This is a genomic window from Flavobacterium sp. NRK1 (assembly GCF_024054175.1).
Classification (GTDB): Bacteria; Bacteroidota; Bacteroidia; order Flavobacteriales; family Flavobacteriaceae; genus Flavobacterium.
Genome location: NZ_JAMXLA010000001.1, coordinates 2483445 through 2504564 on the forward strand (window position 1 = coordinate 2483445; position 21120 = coordinate 2504564).

Annotated in this window: 25 protein-coding genes; 10 read left to right on the forward strand and 15 right to left on the reverse strand. The window is 34.3% G+C overall.

The window, feature by feature from the left end:
- Positions 1 to 216 precede the first annotated feature (216 nt).
- Positions 217 to 1653 carry an MFS transporter gene (locus tag NHE85_RS11365; protein ID WP_252812145.1) on the forward strand — a complete coding sequence of 479 codons (1437 nt, stop codon included), beginning with the start codon at positions 217 to 219 and terminating at the stop codon, positions 1651 to 1653.
- 109 nt (positions 1654 to 1762) lie between these two features.
- On the forward strand, positions 1763 to 2179 hold the full coding sequence (locus tag NHE85_RS11370; RefSeq protein WP_252812146.1) for a hypothetical protein: 417 nt from the start codon (positions 1763 to 1765) through the stop codon (positions 2177 to 2179).
- 72 nt (positions 2180 to 2251) lie between these two features.
- Here the strand turns inward: NHE85_RS11370 and creD are convergent, their stop codons facing one another.
- From creD to NHE85_RS11410, 8 genes are all read right to left on the reverse strand, one after another.
- A complete protein-coding gene (creD, locus tag NHE85_RS11375; RefSeq protein ID WP_256474569.1) occupies positions 2252 to 3631 on the reverse strand; it encodes a cell envelope integrity protein CreD in 1380 nt (459 codons plus the stop codon).
- A gap of 339 nt (positions 3632 to 3970) precedes the next feature.
- Positions 3971 to 4297, reverse strand: a complete 327-nt coding sequence (locus NHE85_RS11380) for a hypothetical protein (protein WP_252812147.1) — start codon at positions 4295 to 4297, stop codon at positions 3971 to 3973.
- A 2-nt stretch (positions 4298 to 4299) separates the two neighbouring features.
- Positions 4300 to 4725: a hypothetical protein gene (locus NHE85_RS11385; RefSeq protein WP_252812148.1), complete on the reverse strand. Its 426-nt coding sequence runs from the start codon at positions 4723 to 4725 to the stop codon at positions 4300 to 4302.
- Positions 4722 to 5426, reverse strand: a complete 705-nt coding sequence (locus NHE85_RS11390) for a DUF1361 domain-containing protein (protein ID WP_252812149.1) — start codon at positions 5424 to 5426, stop codon at positions 4722 to 4724. The genes NHE85_RS11385 and NHE85_RS11390 overlap by 4 nt, the downstream gene beginning before the upstream one ends.
- Positions 5427 to 5482: 56 nt before the next feature.
- The gene (locus tag NHE85_RS11395) at positions 5483 to 5779 is read right to left on the reverse strand and encodes a transcriptional regulator (RefSeq protein ID WP_252812150.1); all 297 of its coding nucleotides are present in this window, start codon (positions 5777 to 5779) and stop codon (positions 5483 to 5485) included.
- 2 nt (positions 5780 to 5781) lie between these two features.
- Positions 5782 to 6375: a hypothetical protein gene (locus tag NHE85_RS11400; RefSeq protein WP_252812151.1), complete on the reverse strand. Its 594-nt coding sequence runs from the start codon at positions 6373 to 6375 to the stop codon at positions 5782 to 5784.
- Positions 6376 to 6565: 190 nt separating this feature from the next.
- Positions 6566 to 7384, reverse strand: coding sequence for a 3-deoxy-8-phosphooctulonate synthase (kdsA, locus tag NHE85_RS11405; RefSeq protein ID WP_252812152.1), 819 nt, complete (start codon positions 7382 to 7384; stop codon positions 6566 to 6568).
- A 71-nt stretch (positions 7385 to 7455) separates the two neighbouring features.
- Positions 7456 to 7917, reverse strand: coding sequence for a 2-dehydro-3-deoxyphosphooctonate aldolase (locus NHE85_RS11410; protein WP_252812153.1), 462 nt, complete (start codon positions 7915 to 7917; stop codon positions 7456 to 7458).
- A 131-nt stretch (positions 7918 to 8048) separates the two neighbouring features.
- On the opposite strand from NHE85_RS11410, the gene NHE85_RS11415 reads away from it, so the two are divergent.
- Complete coding sequence (locus NHE85_RS11415) at positions 8049 to 8615, forward strand: YeeE/YedE family protein (protein ID WP_252812154.1); 567 nt, start codon at positions 8049 to 8051, stop codon at positions 8613 to 8615.
- A 10-nt stretch (positions 8616 to 8625) separates the two neighbouring features.
- Positions 8626 to 9039 carry a DUF6691 family protein gene (locus NHE85_RS11420; protein ID WP_252812155.1) on the forward strand — a complete coding sequence of 138 codons (414 nt, stop codon included), beginning with the start codon at positions 8626 to 8628 and terminating at the stop codon, positions 9037 to 9039.
- 237 nt (positions 9040 to 9276) lie between these two features.
- On the opposite strand, the gene NHE85_RS11425 is transcribed toward NHE85_RS11420, so the two are convergent.
- From NHE85_RS11425 to NHE85_RS11440, 4 genes are read right to left on the reverse strand one after another with little or no spacing between them, the layout of a single operon-like run.
- Positions 9277 to 9921 carry an alpha/beta hydrolase gene (locus NHE85_RS11425; protein ID WP_252812156.1) on the reverse strand — a complete coding sequence of 215 codons (645 nt, stop codon included), beginning with the start codon at positions 9919 to 9921 and terminating at the stop codon, positions 9277 to 9279.
- A 4-nt stretch (positions 9922 to 9925) separates the two neighbouring features.
- Entirely contained in the window at positions 9926 to 10267 is a 342-nt protein-coding gene (locus tag NHE85_RS11430) for a hypothetical protein (RefSeq protein WP_308219356.1), read from the reverse strand.
- Positions 10260 to 11513: a dihydroorotase family protein gene (locus tag NHE85_RS11435; RefSeq protein WP_252812157.1), complete on the reverse strand. Its 1254-nt coding sequence runs from the start codon at positions 11511 to 11513 to the stop codon at positions 10260 to 10262. The genes NHE85_RS11430 and NHE85_RS11435 overlap by 8 nt, the downstream gene beginning before the upstream one ends.
- On the reverse strand, positions 11510 to 13438 hold the full coding sequence (locus NHE85_RS11440; protein ID WP_252812158.1) for a BatA and WFA domain-containing protein: 1929 nt from the start codon (positions 13436 to 13438) through the stop codon (positions 11510 to 11512). The genes NHE85_RS11435 and NHE85_RS11440 overlap by 4 nt, the downstream gene beginning before the upstream one ends.
- 118 nt (positions 13439 to 13556) lie before the next feature.
- On the opposite strand from NHE85_RS11440, the gene NHE85_RS11445 reads away from it, so the two are divergent.
- Together NHE85_RS11445 and NHE85_RS11450 are read left to right on the forward strand one after the other, a co-directional pair.
- Positions 13557 to 14663: a lactonase family protein gene (locus NHE85_RS11445; protein WP_252812159.1), complete on the forward strand. Its 1107-nt coding sequence runs from the start codon at positions 13557 to 13559 to the stop codon at positions 14661 to 14663.
- A gap of 213 nt (positions 14664 to 14876) precedes the next feature.
- Positions 14877 to 16301, forward strand: a complete 1425-nt coding sequence (locus NHE85_RS11450; protein ID WP_252812160.1) for a sugar MFS transporter — start codon at positions 14877 to 14879, stop codon at positions 16299 to 16301.
- Between the two features lie 64 nt (positions 16302 to 16365).
- Here the strand turns inward: NHE85_RS11450 and NHE85_RS11455 are convergent, their stop codons facing one another.
- Positions 16366 to 17712 (reverse strand): DEAD/DEAH box helicase, encoded by a 1347-nt coding sequence (locus tag NHE85_RS11455; protein WP_252812161.1) that lies wholly within the window; start codon positions 17710 to 17712, stop codon positions 16366 to 16368.
- 142 nt (positions 17713 to 17854) lie between these two features.
- Between NHE85_RS11455 and NHE85_RS11460 the strand changes: the two genes are divergently transcribed.
- The 4 genes from NHE85_RS11460 (at position 17855) to NHE85_RS11475 (ending at position 19431) form a co-directional block, all read left to right on the forward strand.
- The gene (locus NHE85_RS11460) at positions 17855 to 18109 is read left to right on the forward strand and encodes a hypothetical protein (RefSeq protein ID WP_252812162.1); all 255 of its coding nucleotides are present in this window, start codon (positions 17855 to 17857) and stop codon (positions 18107 to 18109) included.
- 104 nt (positions 18110 to 18213) lie between these two features.
- Entirely contained in the window at positions 18214 to 18486 is a 273-nt protein-coding gene (locus NHE85_RS11465) for a hypothetical protein (protein ID WP_252812163.1), read from the forward strand.
- Between the two features lie 14 nt (positions 18487 to 18500).
- On the forward strand, positions 18501 to 18995 hold the full coding sequence (locus NHE85_RS11470) for a hypothetical protein (RefSeq protein ID WP_252812164.1): 495 nt from the start codon (positions 18501 to 18503) through the stop codon (positions 18993 to 18995).
- Positions 18996 to 19188: 193 nt separating this feature from the next.
- Entirely contained in the window at positions 19189 to 19431 is a 243-nt protein-coding gene (locus NHE85_RS11475) for a hypothetical protein (protein WP_252812165.1), read from the forward strand.
- Between the two features lie 31 nt (positions 19432 to 19462).
- Here the strand turns inward: NHE85_RS11475 and NHE85_RS11480 are convergent, their stop codons facing one another.
- A complete protein-coding gene (locus tag NHE85_RS11480) occupies positions 19463 to 20485 on the reverse strand; it encodes a M28 family metallopeptidase (protein WP_252812166.1) in 1023 nt (340 codons plus the stop codon).
- Between the two features lie 113 nt (positions 20486 to 20598).
- The gene (locus tag NHE85_RS11485; protein WP_252812167.1) at positions 20599 to 21081 is read right to left on the reverse strand and encodes a hypothetical protein; all 483 of its coding nucleotides are present in this window, start codon (positions 21079 to 21081) and stop codon (positions 20599 to 20601) included.
- Positions 21082 to 21120: the final 39 nt, after the last annotated feature.

The following is a 21120-nucleotide window of genomic DNA, read 5'->3' on the forward strand; positions in this document are numbered from 1 at the left end:
ACATCATTAGCTACACAAATATATATGTATATTTAGCAAATTTATTTTTATAACCCTGTTACTAAAACGTTTTATTAGATAGTATTGAAATTTATACATTAGTTAATAAATATATTTTTCAAAACTCATATATACTTTAATGAGTAGTATTTTAGCAGGCGAAATAATTAATTAAATCTATAATTATATACATTCACATTAATCCAAACAAACACTATGAGTTCTGAAAATTCGCAAACTAAATGGGGCCAGTTTATACCGCTGGTTACTGTTTTCTTTTTTTGGGGATTCGTTGCGGCAAGTAACGACATTCTTATTCCTGTTTTTAAAACCGCTTTCGATCTTACTCAAACACAAAGTCAATTGGTTTCCGTAGCATTTTATATTGCTTATACGGTAGGTTCTCTGCTTTATATAGGAGCATCATTATTAACCAAAAGTGATATTGTTAGTCGTTTGGGTTACAAAAATTCATTAGCATTAGGTCTGGTTATCTCTGCATTAGGTACATTATTGTTTTATCCTGCTGCAAATACAGGATCATTTCCTTTAATGCTTTCAGGTCTTTTTATAGTTGGTCTTGGTTTTTCGTTGCAGCAAACGGTTGCAAATCCGCTGGCTATTGCATTAGGGCCAATTAAAACGGGTTCGCAACGTTTAACACTTGCAGGAGGTATTAATAATTTCGGAACCACTATTGGTCCGCTTATTGTAAGTTTTGCCATTTTCGGATCGGTATCTGATGCTAATACAAATGTTAGTGTAGAAAGTGTAAAAGTGCCTTATCTTATATTAGGTGCTGCATTTATAGCGGTAGCTGTATTACTTAAGTTTTCTTCTTTACCTAACCATCCTCCATTAGAAGAAGGAGTAGTTGAAGAAGTTGCCGGAGCAAAAACATCAGCATTACAATACCCTCAGCTTATCATGGGTATGCTTGCCATATTTCTTTATGTAGGTGTTGAAGTTTCTACTGCCAGTAATTTACCTGCCTATCTTGAAAAAGATCTTGGATTTTTAACGCATAATATTGCACCTTATGTTTCGCTATACTGGGCGAGTTTAATGATAGGCCGCTGGAGTGGTGCTGTGGAAGCGTTTACAGATGATAAAACAAAACAAACTATTTTTAAATTCATAGCTCCATATCTGGCATTCGCGGTTTTTTTAGGTGTGAATGCCTTTATGGGGCACGATCTCGCTCCGTTTTATGTATATGGTTTAATAATAATTGTATTAATTGTGGCTGATCTTGCCAGTAAAGGCAATCCTGCAACTATGCTATTGCTGTTTGCTATGTTAGGAATTATAGCACTTCTTACAGGCATGGCTACTACAGGTATGGTTAGCGTTTATGCATTTACAAGTGTTGGCCTGTTTTGCAGCACACTTTGGCCATGTATTTTTACTCTTGCCGTAAGTGGTCTTGGAAAAAGAACAACACAAGGCAGTAATCTGTTAATAATGATGATTATGGGCGGCGGTATTGTGAGCCTTATACAAGGTGTTGTTGCAGATGCTACAAATATTAAAATAAGTTATATTGTTGGCGTTATTTGCTTTGCTTATCTTGCTTTTTACGCCTGGAAAGTTAAAGGAATACTCAGAAATCAGGGTATTGACTTTGATAAAAAAATAAGCGGAGGACATTAAAAATAATTTTTTATGATTTAAAACGACTGCAAAATGTAGTCGTTTTTTTTATGTTTTCTTAGCATGAAAAAATAAGAAAAGTTTTATCTTTGGGTAAAAGAAATAAGCTATGAAAATTAAAGTATTATCAGTTGCCGTGCTTTTGGCAGCTATGTTATTTACCGCTTGCAATAATAAAAAGGAAACCAATGAGCAGGAAGCTGTTACTGAAATAGTTGATACTACTGCAACAACACCCGAAAATGAAGTTGCTACAGATACAATATCTTTTGGAAAGCCAGAGCATAAAGATGGTGAGGTTATTGAAGTAACCGGAGAGGTAACTGAAATTAACCAAGGGAAAGACGGTTATACTGCAAAGCTAAAAACAGCCGAAGGAAAAGCTTTCGCAGCAACAATTAGCATACCTAATTTAGATAATCCAAAACAGTACAGAGCTGTAAAAGCAGGAGATAAAATTACTGTTAAAGGCGAAGTTACCAATTTAGAATCTGATGTGCTTATCATAGTAAGAGAACTTAAATAGTTATAATCGTTATATATAAGTGCGAAACCCTGTCCAATTTTGGGCAGGGTTTCTTTTTTGAATTGGTTTAGGTTAGGTTATTTCCCATTCTATTTTACGGGAAAAATACATTACTGCACCCAATATGGTAAACAATCCTATACTGCCTACAAGCAATGCATAATTTTCAAGCTGTATTATTACATATATAAAGCTATAAAGGGCCATAAGTGAAATAGCTATAAATACGGGGAATTTTATGTTTTTTAGTATTGATAATGAATATAGTCCTATCATTACCACTACCGATGTACCGGCTATAATATAAGCAAGGCTAAAATTGCTGTGTTCGGAAATTGATATTAATAATGTGTAGAACATTATAAGAGCCAGTCCTATCATAGAATATTGGAATACATGAATTGTAATTTTACTAACCGACTGAATTAGGAAAAAAACAAGGAAGGTTAATCCGATAACTAAAAAACCATACTTAGCTGCCCGTTCGTTTTGCTGATACTGATTTACAGGTATAAGGAATTTTGTATCAAAAGTATAAGCTGCAAGATTTGGAAGATGTCCAAAATGCTGTTGTCCAAATGATCTGTTAAGATGTGATATTTTCCAGTCGGCTGTAAACCCTTTATCATTAATAGTGTTGCTTTCCGGTAAAAAATTGCCATCAAAACTTGGCGTAGGCCAGTTAGATTTTATTTTTGCTGTAGTCATTTTGCCTATAGGTACTATTTTTATTTGTTCACTGCCTTTGTAATTAATTTTAAAATCAAAATCTACAGTGCCTTTTGCAAAAGCTTCATTTGCATTAAAAAATGGTGTTTCAAGTGTAGCTATAGAATCGTTTTCAATGTCATTCTGCGAAGGCTCAAAAGCAAAGCTTTTGCCATTTATATTTATAACTGCATTTCCGGTAATACTTTTAATATTATTAGTTTTTATAATTATACTGGCTTTATTCCATAGTATATTTTCGTTAGGTATATCACGTGAACCAAAGTTTGGTAACGGGTAATTACCATTAAAATTCATTAAAGATGTATAGACTACCGATTCATAATTACTTCTGTTTTTCTGTTGGGTGTTTACATTGATACCTACATTTAGCTGATCTGGGAAGAAATAAGCATAACGTGTTTCCGGAGATAATTCTACAGTTGTTTTTTTAGTTGCTTCGTCATAAATTTTGGTCTTTAAAATATAATTATAGGGCACTTTTAATACAGGGCCATACATGTAAACATCTTTGCCCCATTTTCCGTTTATTTCGTTTATTACTTCTTTTTGGCGGTCAGATCTTTCGGAAATAAGGCTTTTTACAAATTGTAATGGTATTAGGAGTATAAGTGTAAGCAATCCTACCATGATTATTTTGGCTGTGCTGGATTGGAAGAACCCCGGACTGTTACTATCTGGCTGATTGATTGGACTTGATGGATAATCTTCGTTAGTTTTCATAATGTAAATTAGTTTAATGATTATAAAAGTGTAAAATAGTATGCTGCAATTGGCAGATTAAGCAGTAGGAGCAATGAGCTTAGAAATAATTTTATCCTGTATTCTTTGTGTTTGCTTAGGTATATGATATTATTTATTAGTACCATAGCATTTAAGAAAAATGCTATAATCACAAAAAAGAATCCTGCAATAATTAAAGTAGATCTATATTCAAAATAGGTTGTTCGATATAATATTATAAATACAGATCCGGTAAAAAAGGAAACTATAAAAAAGATGACAGAAGTTTTTATTAGGCGTGTCGCCTCTGTAGCATATTCATTATTCATTGCTTATAGATTAAATAAAGGAATACAATTGAAAATAATATATTAAGTACAGTATTAATACAGGTATATTTATTAATAGTATTGCAGCATTTTGTAGAAAATTTCTCTGGTATTCTTTAAAAATAAAAGAACAAATTACCAGTGTTCCAAACATAGAGGCGTTAATAAATCCTGCGATAATTACATACAAAAAGCCAATTGCAAACAGTATATCTATAGAAGTATAAATATCTAGTGCTGCCATAATTGTACCCAGAGTAAATGATATTCCGAAGAACCATACAGGAAGCCGTAATAATTGCGAAATCCTGTATTGTAAAAAGAGTGGATATTCCATAATTATCTTATTAAAAAAGTGTCCTTAATTCTTTCTAATGGTAAATGCAGCATTCTGAAATGATCAAGATCATAAAATCGTAATGCTTGTTTCCCATCTATATATCTGCTATAGAAGTACTTTATACAAAATGGGTACAGAATTGCACCTGTTACAATTACAAATAGATTTTTAAAAGTCAGGTCGCCATTGCCAAATAAGTAGTAATACATAGCGATCTCTTCTTTGTCAGATACTTCTTTGTTTATAAGTACTCTGTGGACATCTGTTATTTCGGCTTGTGGCTCGGCATCATAACTGTTATAAAAAAGAAAGCTGCCTAAATGAAATCCTAAACTGTCTTTAGGGTAATTAATAAGCTCATCCATAGTTATGATCGATTTTCTGCCGTGAATCGCGCTGCTAATAAAGTTGTTTATTTTTTTCATTTTGATTGATTTTTTACTTTGAATTTCAAAGTTGATTTATAAATTTTTTTAGGTTTATGAGAATCATAAAGATTAAAAAGGAGGAATAGAAGGGTACCAAATCCCAATGTTATTCCCCAGGCAGGTTTACAGGTTTCAGCATCAGTAAGGCTGCAAAGTATATCTACTGTAAGCTCATATGGCTTTTGGAGTATATCCCAACTGTTATAGCGTAAAAACCTGCATACATACATTCCGAATCCACATGAAAGACAAACCATTGCCATAATAGCAAAGGCAGCTTTGTTTCCGTACTTATACACAAATATCCAGAACATATCTTTCATTGAGCTAAGTCCGAAAAGCATTCCGGTTACAGAAAAGGAACCTATAAGTAATATGTCAAACCAGGTAGGTACTCCTGTTTCTCTTTTTAGATGCACAAAATCGGTAATTATATAAGGGGCGTTAGGTAATAACAGCAACCATAAGCATAACATTGGTATAAACCAGTACCATTTGTTTATAAGCTTTATTTTTTCATATAAAAGAGAGGTAATGGCAAGTGGGGTATAGGCAAGAAAAAGATTCCATATCAGGAAAAAGTAAAATGCCGACTGTGTTATTTTTGCTCTAACAAGCAAAATGGCAATACAAAATGCTGCAAGGGAAAACAATATAAAGTGCCTGCTGAATGTTTTTGTTATTAAAGTTGGTTTCATGGCTGTTTGTGTTAAAAGTACTTTGAATTTCAAAGTTTAAGTGTAAAAAAATAGATCTAACTTTTTTGTATTAATTTTTCAAGAGCATCAATATGATCTTTAAAGGCTTTACGTCCGTCTTTAGTGGCTATATAACGGGTATTTGGTTTTTTGCCTATAAATTGTTTTTCAATCATAATATATTGTTCTGCCTCAAGTGCTTTAGCATGGCTGGCAAGGTTACCATCTGTTACACCTAAGAGTTCTTTCAGGGTATTGAAATCGGCATACTCGTTTACCATTAGTATAGACATTATCCCAAGGCGTATGCGATGGTCAAAAGCTTTATTTATATGTTGTAATATATTTTTCAAACTTAGTTGTTACGGTCGTATTTAAAATGCATTACTGTGCCGTATATAATATGGCATACTCCAAAACCCAGCGCCCAGAACTCCAGTCCATAACCCATATAGGCAGTTGCAAAAAGTCCTATAATAATAATTGTAAGTCCTAAGTAGCGAACATCTCTTACAGTGTATTTACTGGCATTAATAAGACTTAAACCGTAAAATATAAGCGTTATTGGAGCTATAAGTCCGTAGTAATGATTTTTCATCAAAAGTAAGGCAAAAATACCTCCGGTACCTAATGGGACGAGAAAATTTACAGCCAGTCTTTTTGAAGTTGAGTTCCATATACTTTCTCCCTGTTTTTTTGCTTTCTGCATTGTCAGTAAAAAGGCGGTAACCACAGATAGAACAAGTACTGCACCGGCAACGGCAAGAATAAATTTAAAGTCATAGCTTTCCAGTGTGTAGCTTTCTCCTGCCACTGTATTTACAATATAAGCACCAATTAATGCATATATACCAGCCATAACGCCTGCAAGACCGCTTAAAGAAAGAAATTGCGACGATCTGTCCATCATCTTCTTTATATCCTGTATGTCCTTTAAATAATTTTCCATATAAAAGTGCTTTGAGATACAAAGTAAATTATAAATTTTGAATTGGCAATGCAGTTTGTTAAATTTTTTCTCAATAAAAAAGGACAGCTTTTGCTGTCCTTTTTTTAATATATAGTGAGAGATTATTTATTTGTATTGCATTCATAATGAGAACAAATAACCAAATCCCTAAACTTTCAAATCAATTTAATTAAAACTGATTTATTGTTTTTCTAATCGCTACCAGTTTTTCCATTAAACCTCCAAAGTAGTCAAGGTGCAGCATATTAGCACCATCACTTTTAGCATCTGCAGGGTCAAAGTGTGTTTCTATAAAAATACCATCCACACCTACTGCAATACCCGCTTTGGCAACAGTTTCAATCATATCCGGTCTTCCTCCTGTTACACCAATAGTCTGATTAGGCTGTTGTAGCGAATGGGTAACATCCAGCACAGTTGTTGCAAATTGCTGCATTGTAGGTATGCCTCTGTAATCAACAATCATATCCTGGTAGCCAAACATAGTACCACGATCGGTAACCATTACATTTTCATTTTTAGAGTCCAGTACTTTTTGTACAGCATGTTTCATACTCTCTGGGCTCATAAACTGACCTTTTTTAAGGTTAACAGTTCTTCCTGTTTCTGCGGCAGCCACAACAAGGTCTGTCTGGCGCACAAGGAAAGCAGGAATCTGAAGTATATCTACATATTGTGCAGCCATAGCAGCATCCTGTTCAGTATGGATATCTGTAATAGTTGGTACGCCAAAAGTTTCAGATACTTTACGAAGTATTTTAAGTGCTTTTTCATCACCAATGCCTGTAAAGCTATCTACTCTTGAACGGTTTGCTTTTTTAAATGAGCCTTTAAAAACGTAAGGTATCTGTAATCTGCTGGTTACTTCAACTGTTTTCTCGGCTATGCGTAATGCCATTTCTTCTCCTTCAATAGCACAAGGCCCTGCAAGAAGAAAAAAGTTTCCGCTATCTGTATTTTTAATTTGAGGTATATTCTGTAAGTTCATTGTTGTGTTATAATTTGGTGCAAAGATAAAAATAAAAAGCCATCCCTTTACAGTAAGACTATAGACTGTGCTTATGGTACTATTTGACGTATGCCAAAGCCATGAGGCGCAATTACTTTTCCTTTTTCATAAAGGTTTATGTATATGCGCTTAGGAGTAGCAAGACCTTCCCAGGTTACCTCATAAATATCTAATATACCGGCACCCATATCATTTTTCTTAGAAGGGAAAGGGCAGCAGCTGTCAACCTTAGTATAAGTAATCTGCTGTCCTTCAGGGCCTGATAAAGCACCAAAGAAGCGTTTTACATTCATCTCTGCAATAGTTATAGGTAAAAATCCAAGGTTTACAGGATAGTCCTGGTCATAACCATATTTTTTATCGCTGCTTATTTCGGTAACAATAAACGTTTTCTCTTTACTAAGAGGCGGCATTATCGCTGTATCATCTATATTTCTGATAGTGTTACGGGTACTTACACACGATGTAACCAATGCCATTAATAAGAAAGCTATAATAAGGTACTTTTTCATAGTTGATCAATTGTAATTCAAAAGTAATGATTTTGACAGAATTTTAATGTCTGATGGCGAATGTATATTATCTTACATCTTATATATAATAGTGAACCTGAATTGTTACTTTTGTAAAAAATTAAACAATCATGGAGAGTTTATACGGTACCTGGCCGTGGTATGTGTCAGGATTCCTTATTGGGTCAATTATGCTGGCTTTAATCTATTTCGGTAAAACTTTTGGAATGTCTTCTAACCTGCGCACTATGTGTACTATTTTAGGAGCGGGAAAATCTACAGAGTTTTTCAGGTTCGACTGGAAATCACAACGATGGAACCTTGTCGTTGTGCTTGGTGCGGTGCTTGGCGGCTATATAGCTGTACACTTTTTAAGTGATCCTTCTGTGCATACAGTACAGATTAATCCTCAAACTGTTACTGAATTACAACGTATGCATATAGATGCACCGGAAGGTAAGCTATTGCCTGATGCGCTAACCAGTGCAGAAGCGTTGCAGTCGCCTAAAATTCTAATGATATTATTATTCGGTGGAATATTGGTAGGTTTTGGTACGCGTTATGCCGGCGGATGTACTTCCGGGCATGCTATTACCGGATTAAGTAACCTACAGCTACCATCGCTTATTGCAGTTATCGGATTTTTTATTGGCGGACTTATTATGTCATGGCTGCTTTTACCTTTATTATTTAATTAAGCTTCTTCTTATGAAATTTATAAAATTCTTACTTGTTGGTGTGGTGTTTGGTATTGTATTAACCAAATCGGAAGCGGTATCATGGTATCGCATTTACGAGATGTTCCATTTTCAGTCGTTTCATATGTTTGGTATCATCATGACTGCTGTACTAGTTGGTACTGTAGGTTTACAGATTATTAAACGAAACAATATAAAAGACGTTACAGGGCAGCCAATAGTTATACCCGATAAGGAAAAAGGTTTTACCAACTATTTAATAGGTGGTATATTATTTGGTCTAGGCTGGGGCCTTGTAGGTACCTGTCCGGGACCAATGTATATACTTATTGGTGCCGGCTTCTACGGAATTGGTATAGTGCTGCTAGGTGCTTTAGTAGGTACTTACTTTTATGGAGTACTGAAAAGTAAATTGCCTCATTAGGATGAATAAATATAAAGGTATGGCAGTTAATGAAAGATTGTATGTAAGTGTGGTCTTATAGATAAATTTGATTTAGCGGTTAAATACAAAGAAATTGAGAAAGTAGAAGCTATTTTATCCGAAGTCGAGCTCGATAAAAAGTTGATTGAACAAATTTTAAAGAGTATTGGTCTAATATAAAAATTGCCCTTTTAGTTATTCTAAAAGGGCAATTTATTTATATATATGAAAAAGAGTCTATTTATTCAGCCAGTTTACTAAATCATAAAAATTTTGAGGCGCAACACCGTGTCCGGCATTATATTCATGGTACTCTACATCAAGACCTAAATTTTTAAGGAATTCCGGTGCTTTGCGTGCCCATTCCACAGGGATAACCTGATCTACAACACCATGAGAGATAAAGAACCTTACTTTTGCTGCATCTTCTGCATGCAGGTTTGTTCCAACAATATCCATATTCAGGTAACCGCTTAAAGCCAGAACTCTTTTTATCTTCTCAGGATAGGTTAGGGCTACAGCGTAACTTAAAATAGCACCCTGACTAAAGCCAACCAGTGTAACATTGTCTTTATCTATAGGATAGGTGTCAATAAGCTCATCAATAAATTTCACGATAAGGTCGCGAGATTCTATTGCCTGTTTGTCGTCTGAAAATTTATTCATGTCATTATCAAACGTAATGGCATACCATGCATTCCCATAAGGGGGAAGCTGATATGGCGCCCTTGCTGACACAATGAAGTACTCATCCGGCAATTGTGCAGCAAATGAAAAAAGATCTTCCTCGTTACTGCCGTAACCATGTAGCAACAGTAATAAAGGATTTTTTTCCTTTTTTATTTTTGGTTCTCTGATGAGGTGGTATAATGATAAATCCATTTAATTATAAGCCTTTAAAAAGTTTTTGAAAAAATGGGCCTAACAAAGGAATCAAATTCATTTGTCCCTGAATTGCTCCTATAAAACCATACGTCCAAAGAACAAAGAAAAATAAGTAAAAAGGACCTGTTACTAACCAGCTGTCAAAGTTCGAAATTGTTGATCCTAATAACATAGATAACAGGGTAAGCCCTAAAGATTGTCTTATATGGAAAGATGCAAATGCACTTTTCTTTTCAGCATCACTGTTCATTACCATAGCAATAATACAGCCAATAATATGCAGGTATGCAATTATAGCGTTTGTTTTCCCTTTTTCTAAATCGTTATTCATTGTGTTATTCATTCAATAGTAATTTTCCCTGATTGTAAATACCGTATGCTTTTCCTTTAAGTGCTAAACCAAGAAATGCTGAGTTCTTTGATTTTGATTTGATATCAGCTTTGCTAAAAGTCCAGTGTGTATCAGGATTAAATAATGTAAACGATGCTACAGAATCTTCAGCAATATCATGATTGGCAAAACCAAAAACAATTTTACCTGCTGTAAATTTCTCTACAATTACCTCTAGCGGAAGTATGGTCTGTAATGCACCAAATGCACTTTCAAAACCTATAGTACCGTCTTTAGCCAAGTCAAATTCCAGTTTTTTATTCTCTATGTCAATAGGGTTGTGGTCAGAGGTTATAATATCAATTGTGCCATCCAGTACCGCGTCTATAAGTATTTTTCTTTCTGCATCCGGGCGTAGTGGAGGCATTACTTTATAGCGTGTATCAAAATCGGTAAGTACTTCATCAGTAAGTATTAAATTATGTATTGCAACGCTACAGGTAACATTAAGTCCTTTAGCTTTGGCTTCACGTATAAGTTGAACCGATTTAGCTGTAGAAACCGTAGGAATATGCATTTTACCCCCCGTATATTCTAATAGGTACAGGTTACGTGCAATTTGAAGTTCTTCAGCAAGTGCAGGGATACCTTTTAAGCCTAATCTCGTGCTTACAATACCTTCGTGAACAACACCTTTACCTTTTATGTTGCTGTCCTGTGCAAAAGCAATTACCAGTCCGTTAAAGTCCTGAACATATTGCAGTGCAATTTTTAAAATACCTGCATCGGTAATAGATTTGTTATAGTCTCCAAAAGCAATCGCTCCGGCATTTTTCATATCAAAAAGCTCGGCAATATCTTTACCTTCACTATTTTTTGTTAATGCCCCTATAGGGTGAAGCTTTGTAGCAGCATGTGCCGATTTGCTCAGTAAAAAATTAATATCCGCCTGTCTTTCGGCTATAGGATTACCGGTTGGCTGTAATGCAATATCTGTAAAACCGCTTTGTGCTGCAACATCAAGTCCGTTTGCAATGGTTTCCCTGTCTTCATAACCCGGTTCGCCAAGGCTTACAGAGCTGTCAAACCATCCTTTAGAAATATGTAGGTTATCAAGTTCTATTGTTTCAAAATCATCTGCCTTGATGTTTTTGCCTATCTTTTTAATAATGCCGCCTTCAACCTGTATGTCAACAGCCTGTTTATGAAACGGACTGTTTTTATCTATAATAATGGCGTTTTTAAATATCAGGTTCATTTTATAAATTTTTGAATAAAAAGTTCAACTAACAGGAAAATCAATGTGCCTATAATGAACCATTTCCATAGTTCGTTGGCTGTTCTCTCCGATTTAATATCGTTATATACCGTAGCTACCGAATCGGCTTTGGTAAAATTATCTGCAAGAGCTTTGTTTTGCAGGGCAAGATTACTTTCCGTCCTTGCATGGTTAAAGCTTATGTTTTTAAGTATCTGATTGCTTTTATACACTGCATAATTACCTGCTTCGTCAGGATAATCGCCAAAAGACAGCTTTACTTTATTATTTAATAATTGCTGCATCGGTATAAAGTCTGAAGTCTCATTTTTTACGGTCAGCACTTCATCTTTAGATAGTAAGGCATCCAATAACAAACTTTTATTTTCGCCAATGGTTAAGGCACTAATTCCTGTTTTTCCGTTGTTTTGTGCCATATTGTTAAAGGTAGGCACTATAAGCGGCGAATTTTGGAAATTACTGTTTGTTTTATTTATAGGTGCTGTAAAAATATATACATTACCAAGTTTGTTGCTTATTGAAGCAAGGAAAGGAGTTTGGTCATCATAGCTAAGCACAGATAATGCATTTCCGTTTAATGTAAACCCTGTATTTACTTTTGGATACTGAAAATTAACTACTTTCTTTTCAAAAACTGTAGCATATAAAGGATGACTAAAAGCAATTTTGGTAATTTGCCTTTCATTGCTGTTAAGGCTTTTAAACTGGCTTCCGCCAAATATAGCCATAAGGCTGTTCAGGTTTTGCAGACTGCTGTCAGATGCTGGTATTATTACAACATTACCGCCTTTTGCATAAAATGTTTTAAGCGTTGTTATAAGTGCCTGAGGTATATCTTTAATCTCGTTCAGAATTATGGCATCCTGCTTCTCAAGAATATTATAATCAAGTGTTCTCAGTTCCGCAGAAGTAAAATTAAAATCATCTTCTGTATAGATCCTTGAAAGGAAATTATTTTTAGCGGCATCGCCAATAGCAATTACATTAGATTTTTCAGGTTTGGAAATACTGAAATAATAGTTGTTGTCATAATCTAGGCTATTATCATTTATTGAAACATAACCATGAAAATCTTTTTTAGGAATAGTAAACGTACCTGATTTTTTTGGAGTGTCAAATTTTATAATAGTCTTAGCTGTAAGGTCTTTTCCGTTGTATAAGGCAATAGGTACGTCATTTTTAATATCACCGTAGGCTTCCATGTTTACTTTAATCTCATAAAAGTTGTCCATTACCTGAGAGATATAAACGCTGTCTATAGCTATGTTTGCTGTGTTTTCTGCTTCCGGAATAATAAAATAGGCGGGGGTAGTGGTATTGAGTTTACTTAAATCTTTGCTATCAAGGTTAACGGCATCGGTAATAATTACAACATCTTTACCGGTATCAGGATTTTTAGAATAGGCTTTGGTTAAAAGAAAATCCGGTCGAAAAGGAATATCACTGTATTTTATATTCTGCAGGTCTTTTTGTATCGATTTTACATCGGTGTCCCACCAGGCGTTTGTATTTGTTATAAGCGAAAACTGCTGGTCTTCTGGAGTGTTTTCAAGAATGTCCTGTACTGCACGTTTGAGTAATTCACCTTTACTGCCTTTGGCCTGCATAGAGAATGAATTATCAAGTAAAATAACCATTTCATTACCTTTATTATCATCGTCTTTTGCTTTAAAAAAGGGCTGTGCAAATGAAATAATAAGGCAGGTTAATAGCAGGAGGCGAACCGCAAGTAAAAGCCATTTTTTTATGGTTGAGCTTTTACGGGTCTGCATGCTCAGTTCCTTCAGGAAACGTACATTGGTAAAATATTCTTTTTGGAAACGGCGCAATTGAAACAAATGAACCAATATGGGAATTGCAAGCAGGAAAAGAAAGTATAGAATTTCCGGGTGTTTGAACTGCATTCGTTTGAAAGTTTGTCAAAAATACAAATTTTTATTCTAAACCGCATAGCAAATACGCCCGATAAATTTTACATACATAGTTAAATGGTTTACTTTTGTTCAGATCAAAATGCAAATAATGAAAATAATAAAATTTCTACTATTGGCTGTATGTATGAATGCCAGCGCACAGGACAATTATAACCTTGTTATTGGTACTTATACCAATGCATGTGAGAGTAAGGGTATTTATGTGTATGATTTTAATGTAAATACACTCAGTTTTAAAGAGAAAAACAGTACAGATGGAGTAATAAACCCGAGCTATTTAACCGTAAATAAAGAGAATAATGTAATTTACAGTGTAAATGAAAATGGTGACAAAAGCAATGTGAGCGCCTTTAAATATACTCCCAGTAGTGGAAAGCTGCAGCAGCTTAATAAAAGAGATTCTGAAGGTGCAGATCCATGCTATATTATTAATGACGATAAAAATGTAATTGTAGCAAATTATACGGGCGGAAGTATAACCGTTTTTGGTAAAAAGAATGATGGCAGCCTTACCGATTCCAAACAAGTTATAAAACATAAAGGGAATAGTGTAAATAAAGACCGTCAGGAGAAAGCCCATGTTCACATGGTTTATTTTTCACCCGATAAAAAGTATGTATTTTCGAATGACCTGGGTACTGATAAAATTTATATTTATAAGTATAATCCTGACGGAGATGATAAAACCCTTGTTTTAAAAGAAACTATTGACGTTAAGGCCGGAAGCGGACCACGGCATCTTGCTTTTAACCCTAATGGTATTTTTATTTATCTATTAAATGAGCTTACAGCTTCCTTAAATGTTTACAGTTATATAAACGATAAAGTTGAATTGATACAGGAAACCAGCCTTACAACAAAAGATTGTACAGATGCTAATGGTGCTGCTCATATATCTTTTTCTAATGACGGAAAGTATTTATATGCTACCAACAGAGGAGAGGCAAATACTATTACTGTTTTTAAAGTACATTCAAACGGAATGCTAAACCAGGTACAGCAAATTGGAACAATGGGTGAAGGTCCGCGAAATTTTGTAATTGGCCCTGCAGATAATTATTTGTTACTGGCTAATCAGAACTCTAACAACATCATTATTTTTAAAAGAGACAAAACTACAGGTTTGCTAACAGATACGGGTAAGAAGATTGATATATGCTCACCAGTGTGTCTTGTATTTACGCCTAATAAATAAATTTTAATGCTTTATATAGCATTTACCACGTTTTCGTATTTCATTTTTATTACTATAATGGCTTTTTTTATATAAAAATGCCATTATTTATATATTAGGGTATTGAATTATTTTCAATGCCCTTATTTTTTTTAGAATAATTTAAAAGTTATTTAACAGTAAGGCTAATACCTATTAAATTTATAATTTGTGCGTCCAAAATAACATCTATTAATGAATACTACAACACAAAAGAATCAGGGCACAAATTATACTGTTCCCCTGATTACCATTACACTTTTATTTTTCATGTGGGGTTTTATTACCTGTATGAATGACATATTGATACCTTATCTTAAAAAACTGTTCCAGCTTACCTTCTTTGAATCTATGCTTGTGCAGTTTTGTTTTTTTGGAGCTTACTTTTTAGGCTCACTGGCTTATTTTCTTGTTTCCTATTTTTACGGAGATCCTGTTAATAAAATAGGTTACAAAAAGGGTATTATAAGCGGTATTATTGTTTCAGCATTAGGTTGCGTATTGTTTTATCCGGCTGCTACATTTTCAGCTTACGGATTATTTTTAGGTGCGCTTTTCGTTTTAGGGCTTGGCTTTACCATTCTTCAAATTACAGCGAATGCCTATGTTTCACTTTTAGGCACAGAAGACAGTGCATCGAGCCGGTTAAATATGACACAGGCATTCAATGCTTTTGGTACTACAATAGCACCAATATTAGGAGGTTTCCTTATATTTGGATCAAGTGCAGACCATGAGATTACTGCCGAAGCTACTCGTATTCCATATGTGGTATTTGCAGGTATCCTTTTATTAGTAGCACTGCTTATTTATAACGTAAAGCTTCCATCATTTCAGGCGGAAGAAGAAGTAGAAACTAAAGGTCTTGGAGCTTTAAAATTCCCACAGCTTAAACTGGGTGTTCTTGGTATTTTCTGCTATGTGGGTGGAGAGGTAGCTGTAGGAAGCTTTATTATTAGTTTCCTTGAAAAGGATTATATAATGGGCCTGAGTGAGGCAGTAAGTAAAAACTACCTGGCAATGTATTGGGGTGGCGCTATGATAGGACGATTTTTGGGAGCTATATCGTTAAGCCACAGCATGAGTCAGGCTAAAAAATCATTATTAATGATTGTTACTGCTGCACTTGTCTTCCTTTTAATTTACAGTATTGTAGATCTTACATTTGCTCAAATGAGTTTCTTCCTAGTATTCCTTGCGCTAAATTTTGTAGCATTTATGATAGGTAAATCAGCACCTGCAAGAACGCTTGCTGTATTTGCAGCTATAAATGTTACACTATTGTTATCTGCTATGTTCAATCAGGGCGAAATGGCTATGTATAGTATATTAGGTATTGGTATCTTTAATTCAATCATGTTCTCCAATATTTATACATTAGGTATATCAGGACTTGGGAAATATACCAGTCAGGGTTCATCATTACTTGTAATGGCAATTTTAGGCGGGGCGCTTGTTCCGGTTATTCAGGGAGCCATTGCCGATTCTGATCCTGTATATGGAGTTCAGCATTCGTTTGTAGTGCCTGTACTGTGTTACTGTTATGTGCTTTTCTTTGGGATATATTGTTCACGCAAATTAAAAGATGTTGAGCATGCCACGAACACTGCCGGACATTAAACAAAAAATCTCTTTATAAAAGAAGTGCTGTATCACATGATACAGCACTTCTTTTATAAATATTCTATTTTCCCTTTTTCTTTTTTGCAGCTCTTTTAGCTTCAACAGCACGATTTCGGGGTGCAGTTTTTCTTGGTTTGGTTTTTCCGGGCCCGCCAAGGTTAACCTTTTTATTTTTTTCTTTTTTGTCATGAAAAGCCGCTCCGCCTTCCTGTTTTGGCTTTTTAAGCAGAACCTTCATTTTCTTTTTATCTTTCTCAAAATCAAGCCTGCGTTCTGCAATTTCTACATTTTCAGGAATATCAAGGAATTTAATTTCCTTTTCCATTAGTACCTCTGCTTCTATTTCAATATCTTCTTCAGATGGTGCAATAAAACTTATGGCAATACCTTCCTTGTCAGCACGTCCGGTACGTCCAATACGGTGAATATACTGTTCAGGTACTTCCGGAAATTCCATATTAATAACATGGGTAATATCTGAAATGTCAAGGCCACGCGCCATAACATCTGTAGTAACAATACCTCTTATTTCTCCCTGTTGGAAAGAAGCCATAGTATTAAGCCTGTAGTTTTGCGATTTGTTCGAGTGAATAACACCAAACTGATCTGCATATTCTTCTTCAAGGGCTTCCATAACCAGGTCGGCAGTTTTTTTATTATTTACAAAAACAAGTATGCGGCTTAGCTCTTCGTTTGTAAGCAGCTCTTTAAGCAGGTTTATTTTGGTAAGGAAATTAGGTACTTTATAACCTAATTGTGTAATTTTTTCAAGAGGGGTACCGCTTGCTGCAAGAGATACTTCTTCTGGGAAATCGAAAAAGTCGTTAAGCATTTCATCTACGTCATCGGTCATGGTGGCAGAGAATAGTATATTTTGCCTTTTAGACTTCATCATTGATAAAATAGATGTGATCTGAAATCTGAAACCAAGATTAAGAATTTCGTCAAACTCATCAATAACAAGTTTTTTTACCTCGTCAAAGCGCACAACATTATCAAGTGCCAGATCCATCATCCTGCCGGGTGTACCAACAAGAATATCTACGCCCTCATAAACTCTTGTTTTTTGCGTATTTATATTTACACCGCCATAAACGCCTAATACACGCACAGACATGTAAGCCGTAAGTTTTTCCACTTCTTCAGCTACCTGAACAACCAGTTCGCGGGTAGGTACAATAATTACTACGCGTGGTACGTGCACATTAGCAAATTTCCATTGTTTTAAAATTGGCAGCAGATAAGCAAAGGTTTTACCGGTACCTGTTTGCGCAATTCCCATCATATCGCGGCCTGAAAGTATAACCGGCATAGCCCTTTCCTGTATAGGGGTAGGGGTAGTAAAGCCAAGTTCATCTAAGGCTTTTTGCAATGCTTTTGGTAAATCTAAATCGTGGAATGTCGCCATGTAAATGCTATATTTTGCGCAAAGATAGGCATTTTAAAACGAAGCATACAGATATTAGGTTCAAGGGAGTTTGCACAAATTAACAAAACCTTTTCAATTTTTAATTTTACTGATAGTAAATTAGCACTACAAACTAAAAGCTATGTCAGAATTTGTAGTAATAGGGAATAATATTTCAATAGCGGCAATAAGGAATTACCTTTTCGCAAAAAAAATAGATAAAGGAGATTCTTTGGTGCTTAATCCAATGGATTATGAACATCTGCTTGATGAAATAAGACATTCAGGCGAGCCGGTAGATATACCTCTTAATGTACTTGGGGTTTTGCTGGTAAAAGATAGTACAGGCAATGTGCCACAAGGTAAAGTTCAAATAGTTGAAGACGATAAATTATAGTTAGAAATCTTACTTACTTTTTATAAATGTTGATAAAAAAGCTTCGTAGTAGTGCCCGGAGCTTTTTTTGTGCCCTTATTTGTAAATGATTAAATTAAAAAGTTATGCAGCATAATTTCGATGTAATAAAAGATGCTTTTAAAAAAGCAGGTATAGATGTAAAAAAAGCCGGCTTTAGCATTACTGAATATTCACTTAATACTAAGCTTAGTTTTAAATTCAATAATCTGGATGAGTTTTTATTTTTTCTGAATTTAACCCACCAGGAAGATACAAAAAGGATAGAAGAGATTAACACTATGCTAATTGAAGCAGGTATAAAACCTGAGTCTTTTTTCTATGTGAATTTTTTTAAACAGAAAATTGCTGAACTATAATACATATAAAAATTATGGACATAGGATATTTAAAGGTCAAAATTGATATTAAAACCGAATATGATGAATATAAGAAGAAGTATAACTACACCAAAAAGGAAATTAAAAAGGAAGAAGTAAAAAAAGTTTTTGAAGGATTTAAAGAATTTTTCAAAAATGACGGAGGTTTTAAATTTAAAGAAAATGAGCATAGCGTAGCTGCTGAATATAAAGACCATGCAATTAAACTTGATATGGACATTTATAAAAATATTGAAAGCGATGATTATAATTTACATGGTACTATTGAAACATATGACCGTGAAATTTTTGATATTTCAGTTATAGGAATATGTAATAGTGATCATACTTTACAACCGGCTTTTGCAAGCGAAGAAGAACGTATGGTACACGATACGCGCTATTATAAAGATTTTTTAGAAGATAAAATATCGTACACTTTTCAATATAAAATAGAAGGGAGAGAGGAATTATATACTACCATGCAACAACTCATGCTGGCACTTTAAGAAATATTTTTCTGTCAAAAAATAACTTAATTTGTCTTATAATGACTAATTTTGCAGTAATTGAACAATATGAAGGAGTATTTGCAAGTTATTAGATTTGCAATAATGAAGGCGGCACTAACCAATTATTAATTTATTTTTCCGTCCCCTTTTGCTATAAACTCTTTACAATTTATTAAAAGTAAAAAAGGACATGAAATTATTTTCTCTTATATTATCTATACTGGTATTTTTTACCTCATTATATTTTTTTATACTCAAGATAACAGATATTGATAGTCTTAATGATGTTATTTATGTATCGTTATTATTAGTACTTATGGCTATTTGTATAGTTGGAGTAATAATCAATTGGGAATTTTTTGAGCGACGAAAAAAAAGCAGGATTATTCTTTTTGTAACTAATAATTATTCAAAAAAGAAAAGTAAAGCATAAAAAATCCCGCTTAAGCGGGATTTTTTATGCTTTACTTTTTATCAACTACAGGGCGGTTTTCTCTGTTTGCCAGTTCCCACGCAGTAACAAAAGCGAGCTGTGCTCTTTTTGCCAGTAAATCGTATTCAATTTTTTCGGGCTTATCACCCGGCTGATGATAGTCTTCATGTACCCCATTAAAGTAAAATATAATAGGAATGCCTTTTTTTGCAAAGTTGTAATGATCTGACCTTTCGTAAAAATGATTTGGATCATTCTTATCATTAAAGGTATAATCCAAAGTTAGTTTAGTATATTTTTTATTAGCATCTTCATTGATGTTGTGAAGATCAGTACTTAATCTGTCAGATCCAATTACGTAAACATAGTTACCATTATCTTTATGAGCTTCATCACGGCGCCCTATCATATCGATATTTAAATCGGCAATAGTGTTTTTTATTGGGAATAAAGGATTATCAGAATAATAGCGTGACCCGTGTAATCCGTGCTCTTCACCTGTTACATGCAGAAATAATATAGAACGTTTAGGTCCGTATCCGTCTTTTTTTGCCTGCATAAAAGCCTGGGCAATTTCAAGAAGTGCCACAGTACCAGATCCGTCATCATCTGCACCATTGTAAACCTCGCCATTTTTCATCCCCACATGGTCATAATGTGCAGAAATCACCAAAACCTCATCCGGTTTTTCCGTTCCTTCTATATAAGCCCAAATATTTTCAGAATCATTTAATTTAGGACTAAACGGCCTGGTCATGAACTCGGAAGGCACAGTCTGGTAAAAACCATCAGCCCCTTTAGGATATGACATACCATTGTCTTTATATTGCTCAATCAGGTAACGTCCTGCTTTTTTCTGGCCTTCTTCTCCTGTGTTTCTGCCCTGCATCTCATCGGATGCCACAATGTATAAGTGTTTTTTTAAGTCGGCAGGTGTTATGCTTTTCATGTATTTGGCAACATCGGCCTTAACATAATCTTTGTGTTCTGAAACCTGCGAAGAGCCACATGCTAAAAAAAGGCATGAAGTTGCAAGCAATACTATGTTTCTCATTCAGTTAAAATATTATAATATAAAGTATAAATATAATAATATTAATGAGATATTTAATAAGGGAGAAATGATATGCATTTAAATAAACAGCCCCCGCATTGCGGGGGCTTATATTAAGCATGGAATCTATCTCCAAAATAGTCCATAAGCTGTATGTAGAGCTTATTTATCATTTCTTCGCACACTTCCATAATTTCATCCACATAATCATAAAGTTCTTTATTCTGTAATAAAACAATTTCATAAGCTTCACTATTGCTTTTTCTCATATCTTCGGCTTCTTTATATGATTTAAACTTAGTTTTGTCTAAATTTTCAGCAATCCATTGTTTAGAAAAACCGCTTTTAAAGCCTGAGTCTTTAAAGGCTTTAAAATATTCCGGGCTATAAAATTTAGCCATAAAAGCATTAAGTTTTTTTACATAATCAATAGATTCCTGCGAAGTAAGCATTTTCACGTAAAGATCATTAAGCTTTTCAAAACGAGCTTTATATTCTTTGCTTTCAGGGTCGCAATTATCACTATTAATGGAGGTTTGAGAATGTACAGGCAGGAATGATATAAAAAACAAAAAAAAGAAAAAATTAAACTTCATAGATGATAATATAAATAGTTGGTGTAGTTAAGATGTTAT